At 59.6% G+C, this 25,256-nt stretch carries 25 protein-coding genes, 1 tRNA gene and 3 pseudogenes; 8 read left to right on the plus strand and 21 right to left on the minus strand.

Translation table 11 applies throughout. The features are described from left to right. The 3 genes and pseudogenes from sufB to JCM25414_RS04145 form a co-directional block, all read right to left on the minus strand. Positions 1-1,491, minus strand: coding sequence for a Fe-S cluster assembly protein SufB (gene sufB, locus JCM25414_RS04135; RefSeq protein WP_025840815.1), 1,491 nt, complete (start codon positions 1,489-1,491; stop codon positions 1-3). Position 1,492: 1 nt separating this feature from the next. After that, positions 1,493-1,958: pseudogene (locus JCM25414_RS16975) on the minus strand (SUF system Fe-S cluster assembly regulator). A 131-nt stretch (positions 1,959-2,089) separates the two neighbouring features. After that, positions 2,090-3,421: a DUF445 domain-containing protein gene (locus tag JCM25414_RS04145; RefSeq protein ID WP_025840816.1), complete on the minus strand. Its 1,332-nt coding sequence runs from the start codon at positions 3,419-3,421 to the stop codon at positions 2,090-2,092. Positions 3,422-3,659: 238 nt separating this feature from the next. Here JCM25414_RS04145 and JCM25414_RS26470 point away from each other — a divergent pair, with 238 nt between their 5' ends. The 4 genes from JCM25414_RS26470 to JCM25414_RS26955 all read left to right on the plus strand — a co-directional run bounded on the left by JCM25414_RS26470 (position 3,660) and on the right by JCM25414_RS26955 (position 7,424). After that, positions 3,660-3,932, plus strand: a complete 273-nt coding sequence (locus tag JCM25414_RS26470; protein WP_369345991.1) for a hypothetical protein — start codon at positions 3,660-3,662, stop codon at positions 3,930-3,932. A 92-nt stretch (positions 3,933-4,024) separates the two neighbouring features. Next, complete coding sequence (locus JCM25414_RS16980) at positions 4,025-6,412, plus strand: phosphoenolpyruvate carboxylase (RefSeq protein ID WP_369345992.1); 2,388 nt, start codon at positions 4,025-4,027, stop codon at positions 6,410-6,412. A 14-nt stretch (positions 6,413-6,426) separates the two neighbouring features. Continuing rightward, a complete protein-coding gene (locus JCM25414_RS16985) occupies positions 6,427-7,056 on the plus strand; it encodes a hypothetical protein (RefSeq protein WP_025840817.1) in 630 nt (209 codons plus the stop codon). A 230-nt stretch (positions 7,057-7,286) separates the two neighbouring features. Then, on the plus strand, positions 7,287-7,424 hold the full coding sequence (locus JCM25414_RS26955) for a GlsB/YeaQ/YmgE family stress response membrane protein (protein ID WP_408734866.1): 138 nt from the start codon (positions 7,287-7,289) through the stop codon (positions 7,422-7,424). 42 nt (positions 7,425-7,466) lie between these two features. Here JCM25414_RS26955 and JCM25414_RS16995 read toward each other — a convergent pair. The 6 genes and pseudogenes from JCM25414_RS16995 to JCM25414_RS17005 all read right to left on the minus strand — a co-directional run bounded on the left by JCM25414_RS16995 (position 7,467) and on the right by JCM25414_RS17005 (position 11,874). Then, positions 7,467-8,407, minus strand: a pseudogene (locus tag JCM25414_RS16995) (ABC transporter substrate-binding protein). A 60-nt stretch (positions 8,408-8,467) separates the two neighbouring features. Then, positions 8,468-9,487: an ABC transporter permease subunit gene (locus JCM25414_RS04170; RefSeq protein ID WP_025840818.1), complete on the minus strand. Its 1,020-nt coding sequence runs from the start codon at positions 9,485-9,487 to the stop codon at positions 8,468-8,470. A gap of 12 nt (positions 9,488-9,499) precedes the next feature. Beyond that, positions 9,500-10,012, minus strand: coding sequence for an ATP-binding cassette domain-containing protein (locus JCM25414_RS25770; protein ID WP_277910982.1), 513 nt, complete (start codon positions 10,010-10,012; stop codon positions 9,500-9,502). Continuing rightward, positions 10,009-10,308 carry an ATP-binding cassette domain-containing protein gene (locus JCM25414_RS25775; RefSeq protein WP_277910984.1) on the minus strand — a complete coding sequence of 100 codons (300 nt, stop codon included), beginning with the start codon at positions 10,306-10,308 and terminating at the stop codon, positions 10,009-10,011. The genes JCM25414_RS25770 and JCM25414_RS25775 overlap by 4 nt, the downstream gene beginning before the upstream one ends. Next, the gene (locus JCM25414_RS24465) at positions 10,308-11,057 is read right to left on the minus strand and encodes an ATP-binding cassette domain-containing protein (protein ID WP_242403334.1); all 750 of its coding nucleotides are present in this window, start codon (positions 11,055-11,057) and stop codon (positions 10,308-10,310) included. Before JCM25414_RS24465 ends, JCM25414_RS25775 begins: the two co-directional genes overlap by 1 nt. 226 nt (positions 11,058-11,283) lie before the next feature. Continuing rightward, positions 11,284-11,874, minus strand: coding sequence for a TetR-like C-terminal domain-containing protein (locus JCM25414_RS17005; RefSeq protein ID WP_051535675.1), 591 nt, complete (start codon positions 11,872-11,874; stop codon positions 11,284-11,286). A gap of 98 nt (positions 11,875-11,972) precedes the next feature. Here JCM25414_RS17005 and JCM25414_RS04185 point away from each other — a divergent pair, with 98 nt between their 5' ends. Beyond that, entirely contained in the window at positions 11,973-12,596 is a 624-nt protein-coding gene (locus tag JCM25414_RS04185) for a hypothetical protein (RefSeq protein ID WP_025840819.1), read from the plus strand. 60 nt (positions 12,597-12,656) lie between these two features. Here JCM25414_RS04185 and fusA read toward each other — a convergent pair. From fusA to JCM25414_RS04205, 4 genes and pseudogenes are all read right to left on the minus strand, one after another. Further along, positions 12,657-14,761: pseudogene (fusA, locus tag JCM25414_RS17010) on the minus strand (elongation factor G). A 237-nt stretch (positions 14,762-14,998) separates the two neighbouring features. Then, on the minus strand, positions 14,999-15,301 hold the full coding sequence (gene rpmB / locus JCM25414_RS04195) for a 50S ribosomal protein L28 (RefSeq protein WP_025840820.1): 303 nt from the start codon (positions 15,299-15,301) through the stop codon (positions 14,999-15,001). A 119-nt stretch (positions 15,302-15,420) separates the two neighbouring features. Then, complete coding sequence (locus JCM25414_RS04200) at positions 15,421-15,765, minus strand: hypothetical protein (protein WP_025840821.1); 345 nt, start codon at positions 15,763-15,765, stop codon at positions 15,421-15,423. A gap of 16 nt (positions 15,766-15,781) precedes the next feature. After that, positions 15,782-17,608 (minus strand): ABCB family ABC transporter ATP-binding protein/permease, encoded by a 1,827-nt coding sequence (locus tag JCM25414_RS04205; RefSeq protein ID WP_159101711.1) that lies wholly within the window; start codon positions 17,606-17,608, stop codon positions 15,782-15,784. A gap of 95 nt (positions 17,609-17,703) precedes the next feature. Between JCM25414_RS04205 and JCM25414_RS17015 the strand changes: the two genes are divergently transcribed. The 3 genes from JCM25414_RS17015 (at position 17,704) to JCM25414_RS04220 (ending at position 20,364) form a co-directional block, all read left to right on the plus strand. Continuing rightward, a complete protein-coding gene (locus tag JCM25414_RS17015) occupies positions 17,704-18,528 on the plus strand; it encodes an NUDIX hydrolase (protein WP_035442591.1) in 825 nt (274 codons plus the stop codon). A gap of 44 nt (positions 18,529-18,572) precedes the next feature. Beyond that, the gene (locus JCM25414_RS04215) at positions 18,573-19,007 is read left to right on the plus strand and encodes a DUF3574 domain-containing protein (protein ID WP_035442592.1); all 435 of its coding nucleotides are present in this window, start codon (positions 18,573-18,575) and stop codon (positions 19,005-19,007) included. A 256-nt stretch (positions 19,008-19,263) separates the two neighbouring features. Further along, positions 19,264-20,364, plus strand: coding sequence for an AI-2E family transporter (locus JCM25414_RS04220; protein ID WP_035442629.1), 1,101 nt, complete (start codon positions 19,264-19,266; stop codon positions 20,362-20,364). A gap of 212 nt (positions 20,365-20,576) precedes the next feature. Here the strand turns inward: JCM25414_RS04220 and JCM25414_RS04225 are convergent. The 8 genes from JCM25414_RS04225 to JCM25414_RS17030 form a co-directional block, all read right to left on the minus strand. Beyond that, positions 20,577-20,650 (minus strand) — tRNA-Pro (locus tag JCM25414_RS04225). Positions 20,651-20,731: 81 nt separating this feature from the next. Continuing rightward, positions 20,732-21,553 carry a MerR family transcriptional regulator gene (locus tag JCM25414_RS24470; protein WP_025840825.1) on the minus strand — a complete coding sequence of 274 codons (822 nt, stop codon included), beginning with the start codon at positions 21,551-21,553 and terminating at the stop codon, positions 20,732-20,734. Continuing rightward, the gene (locus JCM25414_RS04235) at positions 21,550-21,873 is read right to left on the minus strand and encodes an integration host factor subunit alpha (protein WP_025840826.1); all 324 of its coding nucleotides are present in this window, start codon (positions 21,871-21,873) and stop codon (positions 21,550-21,552) included. Before JCM25414_RS04235 ends, JCM25414_RS24470 begins: the two co-directional genes overlap by 4 nt. A gap of 85 nt (positions 21,874-21,958) precedes the next feature. Continuing rightward, positions 21,959-22,912 (minus strand): beta-ketoacyl-ACP synthase III, encoded by a 954-nt coding sequence (locus JCM25414_RS04240; RefSeq protein WP_025840827.1) that lies wholly within the window; start codon positions 22,910-22,912, stop codon positions 21,959-21,961. After that, a complete protein-coding gene (gene plsX, locus JCM25414_RS04245; RefSeq protein WP_025840828.1) occupies positions 22,818-24,074 on the minus strand; it encodes a phosphate acyltransferase PlsX in 1,257 nt (418 codons plus the stop codon). The genes JCM25414_RS04240 and plsX overlap by 95 nt, the downstream gene beginning before the upstream one ends. A 65-nt stretch (positions 24,075-24,139) precedes the next feature. Then, a complete protein-coding gene (gene rpmF, locus JCM25414_RS22285; protein ID WP_023977526.1) occupies positions 24,140-24,343 on the minus strand; it encodes a 50S ribosomal protein L32 in 204 nt (67 codons plus the stop codon). A 137-nt stretch (positions 24,344-24,480) separates the two neighbouring features. Beyond that, positions 24,481-24,648, minus strand: coding sequence for a hypothetical protein (locus JCM25414_RS24475; RefSeq protein ID WP_242403335.1), 168 nt, complete (start codon positions 24,646-24,648; stop codon positions 24,481-24,483). Next, complete coding sequence (locus tag JCM25414_RS17030; protein ID WP_242403336.1) at positions 24,648-25,076, minus strand: hypothetical protein; 429 nt, start codon at positions 25,074-25,076, stop codon at positions 24,648-24,650. The genes JCM25414_RS24475 and JCM25414_RS17030 overlap by 1 nt, the downstream gene beginning before the upstream one ends. Between the last annotated feature and the right edge of the window lie 180 nt (positions 25,077-25,256).

Consider the following 25,256-nt stretch of genomic DNA (forward strand, 5'->3'; position numbering starts at 1 on the left):
TTACCCGACGCTACCTTCAAGACTGAGTTGCAGGAGCTTCTGAGCTTCCACTGCAAACTCCATGGGGAGTTCCTTCAGGACATCCTTGCAGAACCCGTTGACGATGAGACCCACAGCATCCTCTTCTGACAGGCCACGTGACCGGCAATAGAAGAGCTGGTCTTCAGAAATCTTCGAGGTAGTCGCCTCATGCTCGACGCGCGCCGTCATGTTGCGGTTCTCGATATAGGGCACCGTGTGCGCGCCACACTGATCGCCGATCAGCAGACTGTCGCATTGCGTGAAATTACGCGCGCCGCGTGCCTTGGGCATCATGCGCACCAGACCGCGATAGGTGCTGTCAGAGTGACCGGCGGAAATGGTCTTCGCGATGATGGTCGAGCGCGTATTGGGCGCCAGATGGATCATCTTCGTGCCGGTATCGGCCTGCTGGCGGTTATTGGTGACGGCCACCGAGTAGAACTCGCCCACCGACCCCTCGCCTGCCAGAATGCAGGAAGGATATTTCCAGGTGATGGCCGACCCCGTCTCGACCTGCGTCCAAGAGATCTTGGCATTGCGGCCGCGACAGGCGCCGCGCTTGGTCACGAAATTATAAATGCCGCCCTTGCCGTTCTCGTCGCCCGGATACCAGTTCTGCACGGTGGAATATTTGATCTTGGCGTCGTTCATCGCCACCAGTTCGACCACAGCCGCGTGAAGCTGGTTTTCATCGCGCATGGGCGCCGTGCACCCTTCAAGGTAGGATACACTCGCCCGATCTTCGCAGATGATCAGCGTACGCTCGAACTGCCCCGTATTGCGCGCATTGATGCGGAAATAGGTCGACAGCTCCATCGGGCATTTCACTCCCTCAGGCACGTAGACGAACGACCCATCGGTGAACACTGCGGAGTTGAGCGCCGCGAAGAAATTATCGCTTACCGGCACAACCGAGCCAAGATAGCGCTTCACCAGTTCGGGATGCTCGCGAATGGCATCGGAGATCGGGCAGAAAATAACCCCGGCCTCCTCAAGCGTCTTGCGGAACGTGGTCACGACCGACACTGAGTCGAACACGGCATCGACGGCTACCGGCAGACGCGCTTCCTGCTCACCTGCGCCTTCGACGCCGGCCAGAATGGCCTGTTCATGCAGCGGTATCCCGAGCTTTTCGTAGGTACGCAGCAATTCCGGGTCGACTTCTTCAAGCGATTTCGGGCCGGGCTTGCTTTTCGGCTCGGCGAAGTAGAAGGCGTCCTGATAATCGATGGCCGGATATTCCGGCTTCTGCCAGCTGGGCTCTTCCATCGCCTGCCAGGCGCGAAACGCCTGCAAACGCCAGTCGAGCATCCATTCAGGCTCCTGCTTGCGCGCGGAGATGAACCGGATGGTTTCTTCGCTCAGCCCTTTCGGCGCGAATTCCATCTCGATATCGGTCTCGAAACCCCATTTATAGGTCGACTGACCGAGCGTTTCGACGGCTTCACGGGTTTCCGTTACGGCTGGCATCTCATCCCTCCCTGGCAGGATGATGATCATGAGCGACGCAGCGCGACGCAGGCGCAAAACCGCCTGTCAGATGCGCACGACTCATATCGTCAAGATTGATGGATTCGAGTGTGGAGCGGATGGCCTTGTTCACCATGTCCCATTGACCGGATGAGAGGGCGCAGAGCGATTTCGCCTCGCAAACCCGCCCCTCGACGCAGGCGGTCAACGCAATCGGCCCGTCGACCGAGGTAATGACTGCGGCAATCGAAATTTCGGAAAGCACGCGCGAGGCGATAACCGCCCCTCGCGCCACGGTGCGATGCGACCAGACCGTCAGCGGCCAGGCCCTTGAGCAGCTTGGCAACGGTCGGCTCCGGCACGCCAGTCGCCCCCGCAAGGGCGGTAGCTGTGACGAGCGAGTCCTGTTGGCCAAGCTGCACGAGCAGAACCGTTGCGTAATCAGCGAGTTTCGATAACCTGAGCATTGTGCTCCCTCGATCAGTCCCGCATGGACAGAAATTAAAGACCTAAATGGTGCTATTTTTAGTAGCAGATGCGCGCTGAGGGCCTCTGCGTCAACCCTTTTCGCCACCTGTTACAAAGAGATAAACTCTGCCTAGCCGAGATGGCCGAAGCAGAGCCGCATGAGCATGTCCAGAACCGCGCCGACGACGAAACCAACCAGCGTGCCATTGATACGGATATATTGCAGGTCACGCCCCACACGCTGCTCAAGCCGCGCTGATAGCTCTGTTGGGTTCCACCGCTCCATGACCGAGGCGATATAGGCCGCAAGCTTGTCGCGCAATGAGGGCAGTATGCGCACGAGGGTCGTTCTGAGCGTCTGCTCCAGGCGGGCCCGCATCGCAGGATCATGATCTAGCTGATCGGCCAGGCTGAGCAGAGCCGCTTCGATCACGCTACGGCTCCACCCCTCTTCAGAGGCAAGGTCAGCTTCTGCAATCCCTCTGAAACGCTGCCAGATTTCCTTCCACCAGAGCTTCAGGCTGTCATGCCCCAGATAACCCGACATCGCATCGCCAAAACGCGCCCGACGTTCAGGGTCCTGTTCCAGCCGGTCGATTTCCTGCCTGATCCAGCCGGTAAAACCCTCACGCAGTTCCGAATCCTGCGGATCCACCCGGTCCAGTTCGAGATAGAGCGCCGTTATGACGCGATTGGCGACGGAAGGACCGATGGCCCAGCCAATCATGCGCCCTCCCTGCTCGCGTACACGCTCTTCAATGAAGCTGCGGAGCGTGGCCTCGCGCTTTTGCACGCCCCCCTTGAAGCGCTCGAGCAGCGCGGACAGGACCTCCTGATGCAGCTCGTTATCAACCAGCGCCCTGAGCGCACGCGTCACGACCTTGATGGACGCCTCGCCCCGAGCCAGCACCGGCAGCGCCTTGCCTATAGCTGCGGAGGCACGCCCATCTTCCAGTCGGTCGAGCATGTCGGGCACGCTGCGACGGAGCGCTGCCGCCGTTGCATTGGCCGTGCGCGGCTGACGCAGCAGATTGGCGAGAATACGCGCCACATCGGCTGAAGCCAGGGCACGGCCTGCATCTTCTTCCGTAAAGAACTGCGTTGAGACGAAACGCCCCAGCGCGCGCGCCAGACGTCGCTGCTGACGAGGCAGCACGGCCGTATGCGGAATGGGTAAGCCGAGCGGGTGTCTGAACAGGGCCGTGACGGCAAACCAGTCCGCAATGCCACCAACAACGCCTGCCCGCGCGCCGGAGCGCAGCACTTCAAGCAGGAAATTGTCCTTCACCAGCCCCATGGCGGGCAGACCGGCGGAACAGACCATCAGCCCGCCCATGGAGACAAGCAGCCCTCCCGCCAGACGCCGCGAGGCTCTCAACCCGGCAAGCGCCTCTGCCTCCGAGGCACCGCTCTCTGCCGGGCGCTCTGTACCGGGGGAATTATCGGAATTCGGATGATGCATTCCCAACCGATTATCATCACTCGGATAAAAAGTCCTGCACCTCCCGCGATCCTCCATTGCCATCATGTCTTTGGCATGGAAAACCAAACGCAGCCCGTGACCCGAATTCAAGCGAGAGTGCCTTGTCCAATACCGCGCCGCATCACGCCCCTGACGGAACGCCCGCCCAGAAGGCGGATCAGAAACCTGCCGCCATCGCCAATGAGGCGTCGTTTTTGCCGAGCGTCTGACAGGCGAGATGCAGGCGCTCCAGGATCGCGCCGCGCATGAGCGCCACGCCCCCGATCCTATCGAGACGCTTTCGAGTGCGATCGGTGACGAACTGATAGACGGCGCACTTTCGGTCGCGACGCTTGAAAACGCTGTGCGCGTGCTCCGCGACGGCAATCTCAAAGAGCGCGCCGCGCGTCTGCGCAGCTATGTCGGCCTCAAGGATGAGGCAGGCCCCGAGGACCGTCTGGATGAGGCGGCGCGCAGGACGGTCGAAAGCTGCGACACGGTCGAAGGCTGATCGCCAAACTCTCGCGCCCCGGTTTCGCGGCGGTCTTCACGGCTCATCCGACCTTCGCTCTAGCTGATAATGTCTATCGCCACATTGTCGAGATGGCGACAGACCCCAGCCATCGCCTGCCCGAGCTGAAATCGCATCGCCGCGAAGCGGCGCCCACTTTGGCCCATGAACAAAATCTGGCGCTCACCGCCATTCTGCGCGGGCGCGATGCGCTCGACATCTTCAATGCCTCCATTCTGAAGCACGCCGCCGCACGCTGGCCCGATCAGGAAGCCGCACTCGCCGCGTTCGATATCAGAACCCTCATTCTGGCCACCTGGGTCGGGTTCGACACGGATGGTCGCAGCGATATCCACTGGTGGGACACACTGCGCATCCGCCTTGCGCTGAAACGCACGCAGCTCGAGCGCCTGCGCACGCAGCTCGAATCCCTGCTTCCGCAATGCTCGCAACTTGTCGCACGCATCGATGTCGCGCTCGGCGCGGTGAAGGAGCAGGAAGCTGCCTGCCCCGACCAGCAGCGTCATGATGCTACCGCCATCGCCGCCTTCGCCCAGACGCTGGTCAGCCGGCGCGAAGCCGCCCTCGCCTCCGCCGAGACGCTGGCTCCGCTTTTCGACGAAGCGCTCTCTCTGCTGGAAGGCCCGAAACGCGCGGCGCTGCTGACCGCACGTTCCGGCTTCATGGCGCATGGTCTGGGCGCGGCTCATATCCATACCCGCCTGAATGCGACCCAGATCTACAATGTGGTGCGTCATCGCCTCGGTATTGAAGACGACCCCACCATACCGTCGCGTCGTCGGCTTGTTCTGTCGCAGATCAACGATGCCCTCGAATCGCTGAAAGCCCCGATCCCGGTCGATTTCGGGGCGCTGATGATGGAGCAGTCTTCTGCCGGTCGTCTGATGATGACCATGGCGCAGATTCTCAAGCATATCGATTGCGGCACACCGATCCGCTTCCTGATTGCCGAAACCGAAAGTGGCTACACGCTGCTCGCCACGCTCTGGCTGGCGCGTCTGCTCGGCATCCGTGACGATCAGATCCAGATCTCTCCGCTTTTCGAGACGCAAAGCGCGCTCGAACATGGCGAGATCATTCTCGAAGAAGCGTTCCGCTCCCCGCATTGGCGCGACTACATCCGCAATAATGGCCGTCTCTGCCTGCAATTCGGCTATTCGGATTCGGGCCGTTATATCGGTCAGCTCGCCGCGACCAACCTCGTCGAGCGCCTGCGCCTGCGTACACTGTCGCTCATGCAGAAACACGGCATGAAGGACATCGAACTCGTTCTGTTCGATACGCATGGTGAAAGCATCGGACGCGGCGCTCATCCGTTCAGCCTGTCGGATCGCCTCAGCTATTTCTCGCCCGACCATACGCGCGGTCTTTTCGCCAAGGCCGGTATCAGCCTGCGTGAGGAAGCGGCGTTTCAGGGTGGCGATGGCTACACGCTGTTCGGCACGGCCCCGCTTGCCGCCTCGACCATTGCAACGCTTGCCGAGCATCTGACGCGGCCGCTTTCGAGCGCGCGCGATCCGATCTATGACGAACCTGACTTCTCGTCGGATTTCTTCTCGACCATTGCGCTCGACATGAGCAGCCTTGTCGAAGATCCTGGCTATGCCGGGCTTCTTGGCGCGTTCGGTCCGGCGCTGATCGACAAATCGGGCTCGCGCCCCTCTGCCCGACAGGGCGATGGCATCAGCGTGACGCGCATCACCCATCCGAGCCAGCTGCGCGCCATTCCGAATAACGCCATTCTCGAACAGCTTGGCTGGTGGACGAATGTGCTGCAGGGTTTTGGCACGGCCGCCTCGCGTCATCCCGAAACCTTCGAAAAGCTAGCTCGCAGCAGCCGCCGCTTCGGCCTTGCGCTCGATTTCGCCCGTCAGGCGGCCGCGCATTCCGATATCGGTGCCCTGCGCGGTATCGTGCGGCTGCTCGACCCCGGCACCTGGCTCGATCGCGCAGCTTCGGCCCGCAACGAAGCACAGCGTAGCCAGCACCTCGTTCTGGCGAGCGGACTCGAGGGGCTGGAATTCTGGCGCAGCCTGCCCGCCATGTTCCGGCGCATTCAGGCCGATCATATCGCGCTTGAATCGGTGTGGAGCCATACTCTCAAAATGAGTGCGCAGGAGCGCACGCTGCATGCGATCCGTCATGCCGTAATCGGCCAGATCTGGCTTCTCGCCACGCGCATCCCCTATTTCAGCCCGCGCAATGACATCAATCGCGAGACGCTGCTGAAGCTGGTCCTTCAGCTTGAAATCCCGGCTGTGCTCAAACGGCTGTCGGAGATTTTCCCGCAATCGGCAGGCATGGTAACCGATCTCGATTTTCACGAGCCAAGCGGCCCGCGTGACGATCACGGCTTTACCCGTGAGCATGAAGATATCTTTGCCCCCATGGCGCGTCTTTTCGCCGTGCTGCGCGAAATCAGCGTGGCCGTCATGCACGCCAACGGCTCATTCGGCTGAGGGGCAGCAGCCGCATGAACAGAAAGAGAAAGCGTCTTCTCCTGTCTCTCTGCGGCCTGTTCGCCATGCTGGGGGCTTACCCGGCACAGGCCAGCCCCTTACCTGCGCTCAAGCCTTTGACTCTGGGTGACGGTGAGACAAAGCTCACCTTCACCAGCGCGCTCGATCCGCAACGTCTATGGGCTGTAGTGCCAGGCACGTCGTTTTCGGTGATCAAGACCTGGCGGGAGAACGGCAATGCTTGGAGTTACCATTTCGCCATCGTGCTCCTGCATGATCCTGACGGCAAAACCACGCTGATCGGTTTTGACCCAATTCCGAACGGAAAGGACAAGGCGCAGGCGCTGCGCGATCACCTCATCGATACGCCTCACACTGGCGAAGACGCGTTGCTCTCCTTTGCCTTCGCGCAATCGACTGATCCTCATGATCCCGGGCTCTTTGTCGTCGAGGCTTTGAGACATCAGGACGGCCCGGTGCCTGACCCTGCCCCGGCAAGCCTCTATTATTTCCGGCTTGTGGCCTCCGATGGCGACCCCGGCTGGACGCCGCTCTATTTTCGCTACGAAAAAACGGTCGATCTCCCCGGACAATTTGTCTCTTCAGATGACGCGCTGGAAAAAGCATTTTCTCACAGGTCATAAGAGGTCTTTGCGGCTCGTTTTTTATGCGCGTTATCGCGGGCGTGGACCGACTCTTCCCCTCATGCTAGTCACGGGAATGTGACTACCTGCCTATCCGCATGAGGAGATGACATGCATCTGATCTGGACATTGATCGTCGGTTTTTTTGTTGGGTTGATCGCCAAATTCCTGATGCCCGGTCGTGATCCGGGTGGCTTCATCATCACGATCTTCCTGGCATCGCAGGCGCGTTGCTCGCCGGATGGATCGGGCAGAAACTCCATTTCTACCACGCGGGCCAGCCTGCCGGCTTCGTCGCATCGGTGTTCGGCGCGATGATCCTGCTGCTCATCTACCGCCTCTTCGCCTCCAACAATAATCAGGCGTGAAAAAAACCTCCCCGGCTCTCGACGCCGGGGAGGAAAGCGGGCTTATTCGCCCGTCCAGCCCTTGTAGCTGCCGACATTGTCGCGCGTGATAAGTGTCGGCGCCATGAGGCGCACTGTGCCCTTGGCCAACTTGCCGTCCTTGATCGCCTGCCCCATGGCAATGCCATCCTTGCCCATCTGGTAAGGATCCTGACTGGCGGAAGCGACGATGGACGATCTCGGGTCTTTCAGCGACGCCACAATATCCGGCGCACCGTCGACTGACGTGACAGTGATACCCTGACGACGTGCCTGACGAATGGCGAGGTCCCCACCGATCGCCTCAGGATCGTTGATGGCGAAGACGCCCTTCAGGTTCGGAAAGCGCACCAGGTATCCCTGCATGACCTTGAAGCCCAGGTCGCGCTCGGCGCCACCGTTCTGGTCGTCGCTGACAATCTTGATATCTGGATATTTCGCCAGAACTTCCTTGCATCCCTTCACTCGGTCGATGATCGACGAAACCTGAGGCCCGTTCTCGATGGCGACTTCGCCTTTGCCATCGATCTTCTTGGCCAGATACTCGCAGGAGACGCGTCCAGCCGCCACGTTGTCGGTCTGAACTGTGCCATCAACCCCGGCAGAGCTACGTCGACGGCGATCACCGTTGCACCGGATTTCTGCACGCGTTTGATCGCAGGCATGACGGCCTGGGGATCGACACCGTTGAGCAGGATCAGATTCACGCCTGACGCCACAAAGCTGTCCATCTGGGAGAACTGCTTGTTGAGATCGTAATCGGCTGACAGAGCGTTGATTTTGGCGCTAGGCGCCGTCGTCTTGAGCTGGGTTGTGGCCCCTTTGACCAGCGCCACGAAATACGGATTTCCGAGCGAGCCGACCGAGACGCCGACATTGCTGATGCCTTCGGCGCGCACAGCGGGAGCCGCCAGAGCGGTGGAGAGAACGAGCGCACCGAGGAGGATTTTGGAACGAGTGATCATCTTGAAACATCCGAAACGGAAGAAAAACAAACTCGAAAAATGAAAAGGCGCGGCCTGTGATCAGGTGCGCGCCGCAGGAGCGCGGAACCGGTCGAGAGCGACCGCCACGATGATGACGAGTCCCTTGACGATGAACTGCCAGATATCGGACACGCCAATAAGGATGAGGCCGTTGGTCAGAACCGCGATCAGAAGCGCACCAACCAGCGTGCCCCAGATCGTTCCGACGCCGCCAACGAACGAGGTGCCGCCGAGAATAACCGCAGCAATGGCGTCCAGCTCGTAAGACTGGCCGAGTTGCAGGCCGTTGGCAGCATAGAGCCGTGCGGATGACATGACGGCCCCCAGACCGGCCAGAAGTCCCGAAGCCGCATAGACGAACATCAGCACAAGACCGACACGGATACCTGCGAGACGCGCTGCAGAGGCATTGCCGCCAATGGCGTAGATATGCACCCCGAGCACGGTACGACGCAGGATGAACCAGCTCACCACCACGACGGCAAGGGCGATAACCGCAAGCCAGGGAATGGTGAAAGTGGAAGTCACGGCGATGCCGTCATTGCCGATCCAGGCAAAAGACAGGTCAGGATTGAAAATCGTGCGGTCATTGCCCATCAGGCGCGCCAGGCCACGCACGGCGGTGAGCGTACCGAGTGTGACGATAAAGGGAGGAATCTTGACCCCCGCGATCAGCGCACCGTTGAAAACGCCAATCAGCAGACCCGCCCCCAGACAGGCCGGAACGGCAAGCCAGGCCAGATGTGGCAAAAGGGAAACGATCAGTCCGCACATCGCGGCAAAAGCCAGAATGGAACCCACTGAAAGATCGATACCGCCCGTCAGAATGACGAAAGTCATGCCAGAGGCAAGCACGGTGTTGATCGATGCCTGCTGGGCGATGATCGAGAGATTCTGCCCCGAGAGGAAACGATGCCCACCAAGGAAATGGAAACCGAGGGCGAGGAGGATGAGAACCGGCAACATACCCGCTGCTTGAAGAATGCTGCGGGTCGTTGCACGTGCATTGAGCTGGGCGGCGGGGGTAGCCGCAACCGCCGGGTTGAGAGTGGTGCTCATAGAGATAGAATCCTAGGCGGCGATTGAGGAAGCGGGGGCAAGACCGACCGCAAGAGACATGATCGCCTCCTGCGTGATCGCATCGCCCGTGAGTTCACCCGTGAGATGACCCTCGCGCATGACAAGCACGCGATCGCTCACGCCGATGATCTCGGCCATTTCGCTCGATATGACGATGATCCCGAGCCCCTGGGCTGCCAGGTCATTGATGATGCGGTAGATTTCTGTCTTCGCGCCGATATCGACGCCCCGCGTCGGCTCGTCGAGAATCAGCAGTTTTGGACCGGTTTCGAGCAGGCGCCCAAGCAGGACCTTCTGCTGATTACCCCCGGAAAGCCCGCCGACATTGGTCAGCATGTTCTGGGCCTTGATGCGCAGCGCGGCGAAGGAGCCCGTTGCGCGGGTGCGCCCCTTCCCCTGATCAAGCACGCCAAGCCGTGAGTCGCGCTCGACCACGCCGAGATTGATGTTGCCGCTACAGGACATGTCGAGAAACAATCCCAGCGATTTGCGATCTTCGGTCAAATAGGCAATGCCTGCTGCCAAGCGTCGCGCGGCGAGCGTATGTCGAGTTTGCGGGAATCGAGCGTGACCGTACCCGCAGCTTTGGGGTCAGCACCGAAAATCAACCGGGCGAGTTCGGTGCGTCCTGCGCCTACGAGCCCTGCGATTCCGAGAACCTCGCCGGGGCGAACACTGAAGCTGACTGGCTGCACGCGCTTGCCATCGGTCAGCCCTTCAACCTGGAGGATCGGCGCTGCATCGTAACGGACGTGATTGCCATCTTTTTCATAAAAGCTCGATAGATCGCGACCGACCATCAGACTGACGATACGTCCGGAAGAGAGTTCATGTTTTTCAAGGGTGCCGACATGCGCACCGTCGCGCAGCACAGAAACACGATCGGCGAGCTCATCGATTTCATCCATACGATGCTGATATAGATGAGCGCCAGACCCTTGGCTCGAAGCTGCCGGATGAGGGCAAAAAGCCTGTCCGTCTCGCGTGCCGAAAGGGCCGTCGTCGGCTCGTCGAGCACCAGAATGCGTGCATCACGATGCAGCGCACGCGCAATCTCGACCAGTTGCTGCTCAGCAACCGACATGGTCGAGAGCTTTTCTTCAGGGCCGAAGGGCGCGCCGAGTTCCTTGAGCAGACCGCGACAGGCCTCGTTCATGGCTGCACGATCAATCATGCCTCCTTTGCGCAGCTCTGAGCCGAGATGAATATTCTCTGCCACGGTCAGGTTGGGCGCGAGCGCCAGCTCCTGATAGATGATGCCAATCCCCAGAGCCCGGGCCGAAGCAGGGTTGGTGATTTTAGCAATCTCACCGGCAATGCGAATTTCGCCACCAGGATCGGCGATATACGCACCTGACAGAATTTTCATGAGCGTGGACTTGCCAGCCCCGTTCTCGCCCATCAGAGCGAGGATTTCACCGCCATAGGCGCTGAGAGAGACATCCTTGAGAACCTTGATCCCGGAAAATGTCTTAGAAATACCCGCCACATGCAGGAGCGGTGCCCCGTTTTCCTGCGTTTCCGTTGTGGTCTGTTGGGCCAATGCCATGGGACCAGCCTCCCGATTTGAGCCTGAAGCAGCGGGGGTTTTTGCCCGATAGGCCCCTCTGCCGAAAACGAGAGAAGCAGAGTTATGATTAATTTTATATAATGTTTTTGCAATATTTTGGTTAGTCACTGGAACGTGAACGTTAATTACCGTTCATGTTCCTCTCGAATGCGTCACCGCCAATCCCGTCGTGACGACATCGCGAGGGCATCTTGCAGAAATTCAGTCAGTGAGAGGCTTTCGCCTCCTCCAGCAATGGTCCGAGCATGCCGTCAATCGCCAGCAGCGCGAGTCCGTGGACGCGCGCCCACAGCCCCGCCATATGCGCCGATTGCTCTGCTCCGGTCACTTCGCCGTCGGATAGATGCCGCAAGGCCTCGAAAGCGCGCCTTGAGGCGGAAGCCAGCTCCCTCCGGCCATGATCGAGTAATGCGTTGCGGAACATCAGCCGAAAGAGATCGGGATTAGCCAGCGCAAAAGCGATGTAGGCGCTCCCCGCAGCATGAGCCGCCGTGGTGTGAGGCCCTGCACTGCTGGAAATAGTTGGCCTCGCTGTATCGTCAGGTTGATCAAAGCTCCCCTGAGCCCTGATGAGCGCATCAGCAAGCTCGTCATACCCCTGCGCTGCCAAAACGGATCTCAACCCGGTAAGTGTACCGAAATGAGGCACAGCGGCGGTAGCCGAGACACCGGCCCGACGCGTTACACCACGAAGCGAGAGTGCCTCCAACCCGCCCTCCTCCAGCAGAGCCCGCGCAGCCTGCAAGAGCGCATTGGCAAGATCGCCATGATGGTAAGGCGTCGCATCGGTCTTCATACTGATCTCCTGATCCAGAACTTTACATCGAAAAGTTCATCTTGACGAGAGGTCAACAAGGGGTCTTTACATTGTAAAGACTATCGAGGATTTCTCTCATGCCCGCTCTCCATCCCAACCCGGAACGCCTGCGCCGCTTGCGCCCCCTCGCAGGAGAACTGGGAGCGCTGGGCCTTGTCTGGCTGGGCGACGCCACAGGACTGCAGAGCTATGTCCTTCCTGCGACCCTCGCCGTGATCGGTATCGATGCTCTTAGGCGGTGGCGGGCCCATATCGGTTTCCCGACAATCTGGTTCGTTTTCAACGGTATGGCGCTCGGCTTTGGCGTGCTGACCCTCACCATCGCAAGATGGCTTTCGCCTGAGAACTTTGGCGCACTCTGCGCCTTCCTTCTGGGGTTCGTATTTCTTGTCGGCAGCCTGACGCGTATCTCGCTTATCCAGGCACTTGCCGAGCAGAGGCAGGGCGCGAATTTTGGAAGTGAAACACCATTCCTGGGCAGCTTCTTCCGGTTCTACGCGCGTGTATGGGCTGGCTTCTTCATGCTGAGAGGATTTTACCTGCTTCATCTGGACGCGCATGCACGTGATGCTTTCACGGCCGGGATCGTTTTGAAAACCAGTCTGGTTGTCATGATTTTGCTCAGCTTCCGGGGTAAGACGCTTTACCGTCTCTATGCAGCCTGCCGGGGCTACGACCCTGTTGAGGAAGAACGAGGCTAAAACGAAAAAAGCCGCCCCGAAGGGCGGCTTTCTCGTAGCGATGGACTGAGCCCGAAGGGATCAGGCGCTCTTCGCCATGATCTCGTCAGCCACGTTGCGCGGCACCGGATCATAATGATGGAACTGCATCGTGAACGATGCACGGCCCTTGGTAGCCGAACGCAGATGCGAGATGTAGCCGAACATTTCCTTCAGCGGCACCTGCGAGCGGATCATGACGGTCGAACCGGCAGTTTCCTGGCTCTGGATGATGCCACGACGACGGTTAAGATCGCCCACCACGTCACCGACGTGATCGTTCGGGGTCGTCACTTCAACGTCCATGATCGGTTCAAGGATCACGGGGCCAGCATTCTTCATGCCTTCGCGGAAGCAGGCCTTGGCGGCGATTTCGAAGGCCAGAGCCGACGAGTCAACGTCATGGTACTTGCCGTCGAGAAGCGTGAACTTGAAGTCCACCGTCGGGAAGCCAGCCAGCACGCCCGTCGAGGACTGCATGCGGATGCCCTTTTCGACAGCCGGGATGTATTCCTTCGGCACCGTACCGCCGACGACCTTGTTCTCGAAGCTGATGCCTTCGTTACGCTCGACCGGGGTGAACTCGATCTTGACTTCAGCGTACTGACCCGAACCACCGGACTGCTTCTTGTGGGTGTAGGTCTCGATATGCGGACGCGAGATCGTCTCACGATACGCAACCTGAGGCGCACCGACATTGGCTTCAACGCCGTATTCACGACGCATACGGTCAACGATGATGTCCAGATGCAGCTCGCCCATGCCGGACAGGATGGTCTGACCTGTTTCCTGATCGGTCTTGAGCTTCAGCGAAGGATCTTCAGCAGCAAGCTTCTGAAGGGCCAGCGTCATCTTCTCGACAGCTTCCTTGGTCTTAGGCTCGACCGAGATGTCGATAACCGGAACCGGGAACTGCATACGCTCCAGAACCACCGGATCGGCGGCATCGGCGAGGGTGTCACCCGTCTGGGTGTCCTTCAGACCAACGAACGCAGCAATGTCGCCAGCGCCGACCTGCTTGACTTCCTCACGCTTGTCAGCGTGCATCTGGAACATGCGGCCGACGCGTTCCTTGTGGCCCTTGGTCGTGTTCAGCACGGTGTCGCCCGACTTCAGAACACCACGATAGACGCGCACGAAGGTCAGGGTGCCGTATTTGTCCGAGATGATCTTGAACGCAAGACCAGCGAACTTGCCATCGGGATCAACAGGCACGATCGGCAGGAAGTTCTCGTCGACTTCCTCGTCTTCCGGCGGCGCAATGCGGATGCCTTCGACTTCGTCAGGAGCCGGCAGGTAATCGATGACGGCGTCGAGAAGCGGCTGAACGCCCTTGTTCTTGAAGGCCGTACCGCACATGACGGGACGGAACACGCCGGAGATGGCGCCCTTCTTGATGCACTTCTTCAGCGTTGCAACGTCTACATCGCCCTTTTCGAAGTATTCTTCGATTGCGGCTTCATCGACGCTAAGCGCCGTGTCCAGAAGGTTCTGGCGTGCTTCGGCAGCCTTTTCCTTCAGGTCATCGGGGATCTCGGCATAGTGGAACTTCGCGCCCAGCTCGCCGCCTTCCCAGATGATGGCGCGCATTTCGACCAGGTCGACCACGCCGAGGAAGTTTTCTTCAATGCCGATCGGCAGCTGAAGCGGAATAGCGACGATGTCGAGCTTTTCCTTCAGCGTATCGAAAGCGCGATAGAAATCGGCGCCAGTACGATCGAGCTTGTTGATGAAGATGATGCGCGGCACGTTGTAACGGTCAGCGAGACGCCAGTTGGTCTCGGACTGCGGCTGAACGCCAGCAACGCCTTCGATAATGAAGATGGCGCCATCGAGCACGCGCAGCGAGCGGTTCACTTCGATGTTGAAATCGATATGGCCCGGGGTGTCGATGATGTTGATGCGGTGGTTTTCCCACTCACAGGTCACGGCTGCGAGGTGATCGTGATGCCGCGCTCACGTTCCTGCGCCATGTAGTCGGTGGTGGTGTTGCCGTCATGTACTTCGCCGATGCGATGCGACACGCCGGTGTAATACAGAATACGCTCGGTCGTCGTGGTCTTGCCGGCATCGATATGCGCGGTAATACCGATATTACGGATCTTCGAGAGAGCCGATTTGGCTTCTGCGATGCTGCTTTCGGACACGGAGTACCTCCAGAATGCGATTAAAGGTGCTTCAGGACGCCCCGAAACACCTTTTGCCGTGGCCGTCACAGATCGACGCTATTTTCGGAATACTCCGGTAAGACGTCGAAGCCGGATCGACCAAGTCGGGCCTTGTGATCGAGTGGCTGAATGAAACAACCCGACCACGTTTTCAAGGCCAATTTGATTGCTGCCCGCCTTTTGCAGCCAGAGGCCGCGAGGTAGGCGCCGCCAGACTCAAGCGGTCTGAGCGGCCTTGCTTTCCTGAGCGCGCAGGATGCGGCGCTTGATGACCTGAGCTTCGACCGGGAGCTTGCGGTTCGGCGTGGTGATCAGGAACGAGTCCAGACCGCCGTTATGCTCAACCGTGCGAATGCCCTGAGTGGAGAGACGCAGACGAACGCCCGTGCCGAGAATGTCGGAGAGCAGGGTGATTTCCTGCAGGTTCGGCAGGAAGCGACGACGGGTCTTGTTGTTGGCGTGGCTGACGTTGTTGCCCGTCAGCACACCCTTGCCCGTGATTTGGCAGCGGCGTGACATGGACTTGATCCTCGGTAGTAATATGTTCGCCGAGACCAGTCCCGGCATACGACGATGCGTTAAGGCGCGGCTTATGACGGACCCCCCCGTTCTCGTCAAGCCGAAAGCGTCGCAAACTGTCATTCGCCGTCGGAAAACGCGTCCGCACAGATCAGTTCACCCGATCTGACGCTGTCGATAGCCGTCTGAAGCATGCGGATCATCGTTTCGGCATCGGTCGTGCGCGCCAGAACGCCGAGCGAGCCACCGAGCAGAGCGGAGGCGATGAGTTCGGCAGGCAGATCCTGCTCCACCAGATAGCTTATGGCCTTGTCGATCACGACGCCGCATTTGAGCAATTCCTCGGGGATTTCCACCGCGTCGTGCTCGCTGGAGAGCTCATGAGCGGCCTGGACTCGAATTTCCTCCTCGACGGCTTTGTCAGGGTGGAAGTCTCGGGCAAGTGCTTCGGCCTGTTTCGTCATGGACTCTCTCCTCTTTTCACTGGATGTCCCGTCTCAACACGTAGGACGCCTCATCGGGAAAACCAGATACAGGGTCGGATTGATTGGTAACCATGCCAAAATACCTTTCTTGCGCCTTCATCAGCGCGTCATGCGTACCCTGCTCGACGATACGGCCTGCCTCGATCACCAGAATCAGATCGGCATGACGTATGGTCGAAAGGCGATGGGCGATAGCGATAGTGGTCTGGCGCGCCGTTACCTGGCGCAGAGCGTCCATCAGACGCTGCTCTGTTCCGGTATCGAGCGCACTTGTCGCCTCGTCGAGCAGCAGCAGGCGTGGTTTGCGCAGGATGATTCGCGCCAGGGCGATACGCTGCCGCTCTCCTCCCGAGAGCTTTAGCCCCCGTTCGCCCACCAGCGTCTCGTAGCCCTCCTCCAACCCGTCGATGAAGCCGTCGATCTGGGCGAGACGCGCGGCGTCTCGGATTTCGTCCTGCGTCGCGTCGAGACGGCCATAGGCGATATTATAGCCGATCGTGTCGTTGAAAAGCTGTGTCTCCTGCGGCACGACACCGATCATTCGATGCAATTCTGCGGGCGAGATACCGGAGAGGTCACGCCCATCTAGCAGGATGCGCCCCGATGCCGGGGCATAGGCGCCGAGGATCAGCCGCGCGATGGTCGATTTACCTGCGCCGGTGGGACCGACGAGCGCGATCGTTTCGCCGGGAACAACGCTGAAGGAAAGATCATGCAGGATCTCTCTTCCGTCATAATCGAAACTGACCGTTTCGAAGTCGAGTGCTGCTGGCGTCATGTCTTCTCGCCCGCAGGTCGTATCGCCTCGCTCGAGACTACCACCACGTGGCGCCTCATCCATCAGATCGGTCAGATGTTCCAGATCGACACAGGCATTGCGCCAGCCCGCATAGACGATATTGAGCGAAATAATCGCCTGATAGAGCGTGCGCAAATAGGTGCCGATCATCACGAACGCTGCCACGTCGAGCTTTCCGGCTGCCAGATCACTCGCTGCCATGAAGAAGATGATGAGCGTCGCCACGGCGATCATGGCGTTCTGACTGACAGAAGACAGCCCGGCCACGAATGTCATGCGCAGACTGGCCTTCTCCTGCGCTAGACGGGCTGTTTCGTAGCGTGAGAATTCATGCTGCTCATTGGCGAAATGCCGAACCGCCTCGAAGTTCAGCAGGGAATCGAGCAGGAAATGCTGGGCCTTGCCATTGGCGTCATTGCGCTGCCGTCTTGCCCGGACACGCTGACGGACGAACCATTGAGCCAGCCCTATGTAAAAAAGCAGAGCAACCAGAATGACACAAGCATAGCGCCCGCCGAGAAACGAGAAGACAACGCCAATCGTCAGCCCGGTATCGAGAATCGCAGGCAGAATATTGAACAAGGCCAGACGCAGCAGCGTGTCCGCTGCCTCTGAACCACGCTCGATGGCGCGGGTAAGCGCGCCCGTCTGGCGGTCACGATGAAACCGGTAAGGCAGATCGAGCAGGTGCCGAAAAGCCTCCTGCGCCGTCAGGGCCTGAAGCCGCTGGCCTACAGGCTGGTAGACCAGTTCCTGCAATGCCGAGAACGCGCTGCGAAAAAAGATCAGCCCCGCATAGGAAAGGATGAGCGCCACAGGCACGACGACCCGGAGATCCGGCACCGAGAAATGCGCGACGAGCCGACTGAACAGATAGGGCGTGCCAAGCAGGCAGAGACGCTCTGCGAGCAGCAGAACCAGCGTAACCCCAATGCCGAGCCGGAAATAACGAATGTCATGAGACAGGACCAGACGCCAGGCCCGTGCAAGGCTGGTCACGGCAAAAGGCAGGGTACGGGGCAAGATCATTGCCTCAAACTGAGGCTCCTCAGGGCGTTTTGCAATCACGCCGTGATACGCGATATCGTCGTGCACCTGACAGGAGAGTAACGCTTTTCATGCATGACGACAGCCTCGCCCCGTTTCTCGCCCATATACGGAACTGCCAGACCGCTATCCTGCCCGGTCCTCGTCGCGACGTTCTGGCGGGCAGCAGCTCATTCGGCCTTGCCGATCCCCGTCTTTTCGAGGCGTTGACGGCGCTTGGCTACGCGGACGGCGACGTCTTCCGCCTGCCAGACGGGGCCGCCCTGCAGCCACTCGGTGAGGCGCTTGCAGCCCAGGGGCTCTATCGTCCTCATAACGAACTGTTCGACGTCTTCGACAAGAGCGGTGTCGTCATCGGCAAGATCGATCGTGGGGCCCTGCCCCTGCTAGGGTGCACCGCGGCGGGCGTACATCTTAACGGGCTGGTCGAAAAGCCTGAGGGTATTTTCCTGTGGATGGGGCATCGGGCGCAAAACAAGAGGCTCGATCCGGGCAAGCTCGATCATCTGGCAGCAGGCGGCATCTGCACTGGCCTCTCTCCGATGGAGGCGCTGATCAAGGAATCTGGTGAGGAAGCCGCCATCCCTCCCGGACTGGCGGCAAAGGCGCAGCCCGTCGCGACGCTGCGCTACGCCATGGCACGCCCCGAGGGGCTGCGTCAGGATACGCTGTTCTGTTATGACCTGACCCTCCCCCCAGATTTCGTACCTCAGCCGATCGATGGGGAAGTCGAATTTTTCGAACTCATGCCGATCGAAAAGGTTTACCAGATCGTGCGTGACACAAATGACATCAAATTCAACGTCAATCTGGTGCTGATCGATCTGTTCCTGCGCCGGGGCCTCTTCTCGGCCGAGGACAGTGCGCGCCTGCGTCAGGCGCTCGAAGGGCCATGATACTTCCCGGAGTTTCGCCCCCCAGCCCAGCACGTTCGTTCGCGATGCTGGGCTGCGCTGGTCTGCTCATCGCCGGTATTCCGGGCTGCGCGCAGGTGACACCCCGTGCACCCGCGCTCCCGATGACCTCGGATATCTGCGCCCGAACCGGCGGTCAGCAGAACGCCTTCATTACCCTGGCCTTCGGGCTCTCGATACCAGGTGGTGGAACAGTCTCCTCAAGCCAGTGGTCCGATTTTCTGGCCCAGACCGTCACGCCGCGTTTTCCTGCTGGCTTCTCGGTCATCGAGGCGCAAGGACAATGGCAGAACGGCCCGACGGCGCCGATCATTCGCGAGAAATCGAGGCTGATCTGGATCATTGCCCCCGAGTCCCCCGAACTTGCCTCGAAGCTCGACGCCATTCGCAAGGCTTACAAGGAACAGTTCAACCAGAATTCGGTTGGCGCGTTCATCCAGAGCGGCTGCGCATCTTTCTGACCTATAGACTTGTCTGCCGGTACGCTGCGATGGTGTCCCGCCGCCGTAACGTGTAAGAAATGAGTCAGGCCGCCCTGACAAGATCAGGACTCACCAGCAATAGAGGCCGTGTTGGCGCGTCACGACGATCAGGTGTGATGATCGTCGCCTAAACGACGAACGCGTGACACAGCGCCCGAGGAACATGATGACGGACCAGAACACCGCCCCTCTCAAGGGCCCAGGCAAGATATCCGCAAGGGGCCGGGAACGGGAAGTGGAAGACGATTTCCCGGACGAAATTGCCTTGACCAGTTCGCCGATCGGTCGTGCCCAGCGGCGTGCGCGCGGATTGCTTGGCTTTTTCTTCATCGTTCTTGCCCTGTTCACGCTGAAGAACTTTCTGCCTGCCCTCCTCTGGGGCTGCGTGTTCGCCATCGCGTCCTGGCCGCTTTACCAGCGCACCGAGAAAAGATTCGGCCGTACCGAGTGGTTGCCGATGCTCTTTACGGCAGCAATAGCGCTCATCTTTCTCATCCCCCTGAGCCTCGTGGGGTTCAAGGCTGCGGAAGAAGCGCAAAGCGCGCTGCACTGGATCGACGAGGTACGACATACCGGCATTCCCATGCCCGAGTGGCTGAATGATCTTCCTTTCGAGCGCGCGCAGGTAGCGCGGTGGTGGCAGAATAATCTGGTCAACCCGGAGCATCTCAACCGGCTGTTCCACTCCTTCGATGCCGGTCATGGCATGGCCGTGACGCGTCAAGTCACGACCCAGGTTGCCAAGCGGGCCACGCTCTTTCTGTTTTCTATTCTGACCCTGTTCTTCCTGCTGCGTGACGGTGCGGACATCATCCATCGTGTGCTGGTGGTGTCGAACCGCACCTTCGGCAAGCGCGGCGAAACGCTTGCCCGACAGATGATCTCGTCGGTTCACGGCACGGTGGCAGGCCTCGTTCTGGTGGGTCTTGGAGAGGGTCTCGTCATGGGTGTGGCCTATGTGCTGACCGATACGCCGCAGCCGCTGCTTTTCGCGATGCTGACCGGCGTTGCCGCCATGATCCCGTTTCTGGGCCTGCCTACCGTCGTTCTTGCAGCACTGCTGATCATGATCCAGGGCAAGATGATCTCGGCCATCGTCGTCGTCGTTCTCGGCGCCATCGTGATTTTCGTGGCTGATCACTTCATCCGCCCCGCGCTGATTGGTGGCAGCACGCAAATGCCTTTCCTGTGGGTGCTTCTGGGCATTCTCGCCGGCGTTGAGACATGGGGGCTTCTGGGCCTGTTTCTAGGCCCTGCAATCATGGCTGCCGTGCATCTGCTTTGGCGCATCTGGAGCGCGGATTCGGAACAGGAGTTACGGGCAGAGGGCGGCTGACGCCCCAAGGGTCGTCGTGTCCCCCTTCCCTGCCCGAATGCCTGTCCAAGCCCCCTTTCAAGGGGGCTTTTTCATGTCCGCCACACAGAGCAAGAAAAGAAAGCCAGACCGCTATCGGCGCAGGCAGAACACAAAAAACCCGCACCGGCTGGATACCGAAGCGGGAGCAATGTCACTCGAACTTGTGAGAAAATAACCGCAGGACGAAGATATCGGGCAGGCGGGATTCGAACCCACGACCCCCAGTCCCCCAGACTGATGCGCTACCAGGCTGCGCTACTGCCCGTCAGTCCTGCGGTAAAGGCCGTTTAGCAGTGAGGGGCCGATACTGCAAGCGCCTCCGAAGAGGTTTTTTACTCGCAGGCACTCAAATTTCACTCGGGACCATGTGACGCAGGTTATCGAGTTCACCGAGCACATCTTCAAGCGCAAGGCGCAGCGCCTTCCTCTCCTGCTGCCAGTTGGCCTGTCGGGTGCGCAACTCGAGCAGTTCGTCGAAAAGCACCGCCGCAATCACCGAATCGCTGCTTGCCGTCGGAGGCACCTCATTTGAGGCGTCTTCGTAAGGCGTCGCTAACCCGCCCTCATCCGGCGTGGCGGCGTCAGGGCTCACGGTCTCCTCGCTTCGATCGGTCACAGGCTCGACAGCGGCGCCACCGGAAGGAAGCACAGCCTCTTCCTGCCTATCGGCGTCGTGGAAAACCGGGATTTCGAACGAGGAACGTGTTTCCTCAATTGGCCGTTCCTGGCTGTCGTTATCCGACGCACGCCGCTCGTCCGCGCCCTGAGAGGCCTCACGAATTCTGGCATCATCTCCGGCCAGAACAGGATGGATTTCCTCGCCTTCGACAGCGACTGTAGGCTCTGCAACAACGACGTCGGATTGCGGCATCTTCAGGACGCGCTGAACCCCTTTGATCGTGTAGCCCTGCACATAGAGCAGATCCGTGATATGGCGCAGCAGATCGACGTCTTCAGGGCTGTAATAGCGGCGTCCGCCCCCACGCTTGAGCGGCTTGACCTCGGGAAAACGGGTCTCCCAGAAACGCAGCACATGCTGGGGCACATGCAATTCATCAGCGACTTCACTGATGGTACGATAGGCATTCGGACCTTTGACCAGACGCTCCAGATCCGCCCTCTCCTCCGTCACTCTGGAGAGTTCGGGAGAGGCGTGGGTCGTGGTCATGAATCATCACTTTCGCTGGCGAGGCCTTCGGTCGATTCGCCGTTCACTTCGGCCCTGAGAATCTGGCTCGGTCGGAAGACGAGCACCGAACGCGGCAGAATCGGTACTTCGATACCGGTTTTGGGATTGCGGCCTACTCTGCGGCCCTTCTGACGGACGGAGAACGTGCCGAAGCCGCTCAGTTTGACCGTCTCGCCCTTTTCGAGCCGCGCGGCAATCAGTTCGAGAACCGTCTCGAGCAGATCGGCGGATTCGTGCCGGGACAGTCCAACCTGGCTGTAGATATGCTCAGCAATTTGCGCGCGGGTCACCGTGGTCATGACACCACCGTATCATGACAGTAATGAAGGTCAATCAAATCAGTGAAGCGAGGCGCTTTCGCAAAGGTTTTACCTTCGGGGCGGCCTACAGCCTGACCAGCGCCGAGCCCCATGTCAGCCCGCCACCCAGTGCCTCAAGCAGCACCAGATCGCCCTTTTTGATACGGCCGTCACGCACGGCCTCATCAAGCGCCAGCGGAATGGACGCCGCAGAGGTATTGGCATGACGATCAACCGTCACCACCACGCGGTCGAGCGGCAGATCCAGCTTTTTGGCCATGCCTTCGATGATGCGCAGATTCGCCTGATGCGGCACGAGCCAGGCGATATCCTCAGATGAAAGACCATTGGCCGTCAGGGCTTCGTCGACCACCGAAGAGAGCTTGGCCACCGCATGGCGGAACACATCGCGCCCCTGCATATGCAGAACGGGTTTTTCGGTGGTCGGACCATCGACGTAAAGCAGATCGCCATGGGCGCCGTCGCTATGCAGATGGGTCGAGAGAATTCCCGTCTTTTCGTCGTCACTTGCCTCGACCAGAACCGCACCAGCGCCGTCACCGAACAGCACACACGTCGTGCGGTCTTCCCAGTTGACGATGCGCGAATAGATTTCGGTGCCGATCACCAGCACTTTTTTTGCCTGGTTGCTGCGAATGAACGCTTCGGCCGTCGAGAGGGCAAAGACAAAACCCGAACACGCAGCCGTCAGATCGAAGGCGAAGCCCCGGCTCATGCCGAGAGCCGCCTGAACGCGCACAGCCGTAGCGGGGAAACCCTGATCCGGCGTTGCCGTCGCGACGATCACCGCATCGACCGATTCGGCGGGCACATCGGCATAGGTCAAAGCCGCGCGGGCAGCGGCAGTCGCCATACTGACCGCCGTTTCGCCCTCACCTGCAATATGACGCTGGGCGATGCCGGTGCGGGTCCTGATCCACTCGTCAGAGGTTTCGATACGCTCGGCAAGCTCGGCATTCGTGACAACACGCTTCGGCAGATAGCTGCCAAATCCGGTCAGATGCGCGCGCAGGGACATGTCTCTTCCTCTTGAGCTGGTGCCAGCAGGGCGTGAGGCCACAGCCAGCCGTTCCCTCACGATGCCTGTCAGGCAGCCGTGATGAAGAAGCAAGCTCGCCTTCAGTATCGGGAGAGGCCATCAGAGCCTCGACCTGACGAAGACGTTCGCGAATTTTTTCGTTGATCGAATGGGTGACCGCATCCATCGCGACATCGATCGCTGCGGCAAAGCCCTCGGCATCGGCGCCGCCATGCGACTTCACCACGATGCCGTTCAGCCCGACAAAAACAGCACCATTATACCGGCGCGGGTCAATCCACTCCTTCATGCGCTCCAGTCCGGGGCGTACGAGAAGATAACCGATGCGGGTCAGCAGATTGGTCTTGAACACGCGCTGAAGCAGCATGGAGACAAGCTTGAGCGCGCCCTCGCCGGTCTTGAGCGCAATATTGCCCGAAAAACCGTCGGTCACGACCACATCGGTCGTCCCCGCCGTAATGTCATGCCCTTCAACGAAGCCATAGAACTGCGATGAGAGAGGCGATTCGCGCAGAATTTCGGCAGCAGCACGCAGCCGTTCATCGCCCTTGAGCTCTTCTGCGCCGACATTCAGCAAGCCGATACTCGGAGCAGGTAACCCTAGCACCGCTTTGGCAAAAGCCTCGCCCATGACCGCAAACTCGACCAGATTGCGGGTATCGCAGGCTATATTCGCGCCGAGATCGAGCATGACGACATCGCCACGGGCAGACGGATTGACCGCAGCCATGGCCGGTCGCGTGATCCCGGGCAGAGTTTTGAGAACAATCTTGGCAAGAGCGAGCATGGCACCGCTATTGCCAGCAGACACGACCCCACCGGCCTCACCCGACGCAACAGCATCGATCGCCATACGCAGCGACGAGTCACGAAGACGCAGCGCCGCAGTCGGCTTCATTTCCATGGAAATGGACGAAGGAGCGTGGCGGATCTCGCATATGCGCTGTGCTTTGGGGAAGCGCGCAAGCTGCGGACGCAGAACAGCCTCGTCACCAACCAGCAGTATTTTCGCCAAGGGGTGTCGATCGGCTGCGCGATCCAAACCGGCCAGAACGATTTCGGGGGCATGATCCCCACCCATCGCATCGATAGCCAAACAATAAGGCGCAGCCTGGCTGGCCGTCGCATTCAGGTCAGTCATGCTCCGCCCCGCGTCTCATTTCAAACAAGAGGAGCCAGCCCGAAAAAGACCGGCTCCATCGAGCCTCAAACGCGAACGGTCGTCTTGAGCGTCTTGCCGGAAGCAACGACTTCACGACCGTCATAATGACCGCAATGTGCGCAGACATGATGCGGGCGCTTCAGCTCACCGCAATTGCTGCATTCGGCGTGAGCCTGAACGGTCAGGGCGTGGTGGCTGCGACGCATGCCCATGCGGGACGGCGTGGTCTTTCTTTTGGGGACGGCCATGGCAGGAGCCTCTTTCTTCTTAGATCGCCCCCGCTTTTGGTCGCCATTCGACCGCAGCAGGATACGATGCTGTTCACTATGATCAGGCGGGCGGCTCTAGCAGACCCGAAGCCGGGTCGCAAGCATCCTGTGCGTTTCTAGCTCAGATCCGTCTTTTTTCTGGGGAGAGACAGACCGGCCAGGGCACCGAATGGGTTGGGTCGGCCACCTGCTTCATCTTCGGCTTCCTCTGCCGCCTCACGGGGGGCTTCGTCAACCGCATTTTCGAGGGCGGCCCCCGGCTTGCGCGGATAGGCAGGCAGCATCAGCGCCAGTTGCTCCGCGGCAATCTCACCCAGATCGAGCGCATTGCCTCATAGGGGATCTCGTCGATCGCCTCGAGATCGGAAGCCGTTTCTTCGGAAAAACGACGGATCGGTACGAGACGCACGGCAAAGGATTCGTTCAGCGCATCCTCGAAAACCTCACCCGTGATCACGCATTCGAGGGCGACATGGGCCGTCAGAACACCTTCGAGCACAAAATGGTCAGAAGCCTCGGAAATGACCTTGAATCGGCAGCTCAACGCATGAACCGCCGGAATCCCCAGACGCTTAGCCAAAGCCCGACATTCGGGTTCGCTGGCCTTGATCGTCTCTGTCAGCCCGTCATGGCCGATGCGATTGAGCAGCAGACGGCGTGAAAATTCCGGCTGGGGGGAGTGGGACTGGGAGAGCCCCTGACTGTCGCTCATGACTGATTTCCTGATACTGACGATGAAAAACCCGCAGACGGGCTTTCTTTTCCGAATTGCCTTACCGTCGCTCTCCGCAATATAGAAGAGTTCGATCATCTTGCCATGGCGTCGAAACGCTGTTTCCGTGGTGGCGAAACGATCGCTCGACCTTTTCTCGATCAGTGCAGGACACCATAA

This window comes from Asaia platycodi JCM 25414 (assembly GCF_000614545.1).
GTDB classification, from domain to species: Bacteria; Pseudomonadota; Alphaproteobacteria; order Acetobacterales; family Acetobacteraceae; genus Asaia; species Asaia platycodi.

Coding starts and splice junctions, on each gene's coding strand:
- JCM25414_RS16985 (WP_025840817.1), top strand. CDS start 6,427: ATGAACAGAAAGAGAAAGCGTCTTCTCCTGTCTCTCTGCGGCCTGTTC.
- JCM25414_RS04185 (WP_025840819.1), top strand. CDS start 11,973: ATGCCCGCTCTCCATCCCAACCCGGAACGCCTGCGCCGCTTGCGCCCC.
- JCM25414_RS26470 (WP_369345991.1), top strand. CDS start 3,660: ATGCAGGCGCTCCAGGATCGCGCCGCGCATGAGCGCCACGCCCCCGAT.
- JCM25414_RS17005 (WP_051535675.1), bottom strand. CDS start 11,874: ATGAAGACCGATGCGACGCCTTACCATCATGGCGATCTTGCCAATGCG.
- JCM25414_RS17015 (WP_035442591.1), top strand. CDS start 17,704: ATGCATGACGACAGCCTCGCCCCGTTTCTCGCCCATATACGGAACTGC.
- JCM25414_RS25775 (WP_277910984.1), bottom strand. CDS start 10,308: ATGGTCGGTCGCGATCTATCGAGCTTTTATGAAAAAGATGGCAATCAC.
- JCM25414_RS04215 (WP_035442592.1), top strand. CDS start 18,573: ATGCTGGGCTGCGCTGGTCTGCTCATCGCCGGTATTCCGGGCTGCGCG.
- sufB (WP_025840815.1), bottom strand. CDS start 1,491: ATGCCAGCCGTAACGGAAACCCGTGAAGCCGTCGAAACGCTCGGTCAG.
- rpmB (WP_025840820.1), bottom strand. CDS start 15,301: ATGTCACGCCGCTGCCAAATCACGGGCAAGGGTGTGCTGACGGGCAAC.
- rpmF (WP_023977526.1), bottom strand. CDS start 24,343: ATGGCCGTCCCCAAAAGAAAGACCACGCCGTCCCGCATGGGCATGCGT.
- JCM25414_RS17030 (WP_242403336.1), bottom strand. CDS start 25,076: ATGAGCGACAGTCAGGGGCTCTCCCAGTCCCACTCCCCCCAGCCGGAA.
- JCM25414_RS04145 (WP_025840816.1), bottom strand. CDS start 3,421: ATGCATCATCCGAATTCCGATAATTCCCCCGGTACAGAGCGCCCGGCA.
- JCM25414_RS04240 (WP_025840827.1), bottom strand. CDS start 22,912: ATGTCCCTGCGCGCGCATCTGACCGGATTTGGCAGCTATCTGCCGAAG.
- JCM25414_RS24470 (WP_025840825.1), bottom strand. CDS start 21,553: ATGACCACGACCCACGCCTCTCCCGAACTCTCCAGAGTGACGGAGGAG.
- JCM25414_RS04235 (WP_025840826.1), bottom strand. CDS start 21,873: ATGACCACGGTGACCCGCGCGCAAATTGCTGAGCATATCTACAGCCAG.
- JCM25414_RS16980 (WP_369345992.1), top strand. CDS start 4,025: ATGGCGACAGACCCCAGCCATCGCCTGCCCGAGCTGAAATCGCATCGC.
- JCM25414_RS24465 (WP_242403334.1), bottom strand. CDS start 11,057: ATGGCATTGGCCCAACAGACCACAACGGAAACGCAGGAAAACGGGGCA.
- JCM25414_RS24475 (WP_242403335.1), bottom strand. CDS start 24,648: ATGCTGCCTGCCTATCCGCGCAAGCCGGGGGCCGCCCTCGAAAATGCG.
- JCM25414_RS04200 (WP_025840821.1), bottom strand. CDS start 15,765: ATGACGAAACAGGCCGAAGCACTTGCCCGAGACTTCCACCCTGACAAA.
- JCM25414_RS04170 (WP_025840818.1), bottom strand. CDS start 9,487: ATGAGCACCACTCTCAACCCGGCGGTTGCGGCTACCCCCGCCGCCCAG.
- plsX (WP_025840828.1), bottom strand. CDS start 24,074: ATGACTGACCTGAATGCGACGGCCAGCCAGGCTGCGCCTTATTGTTTG.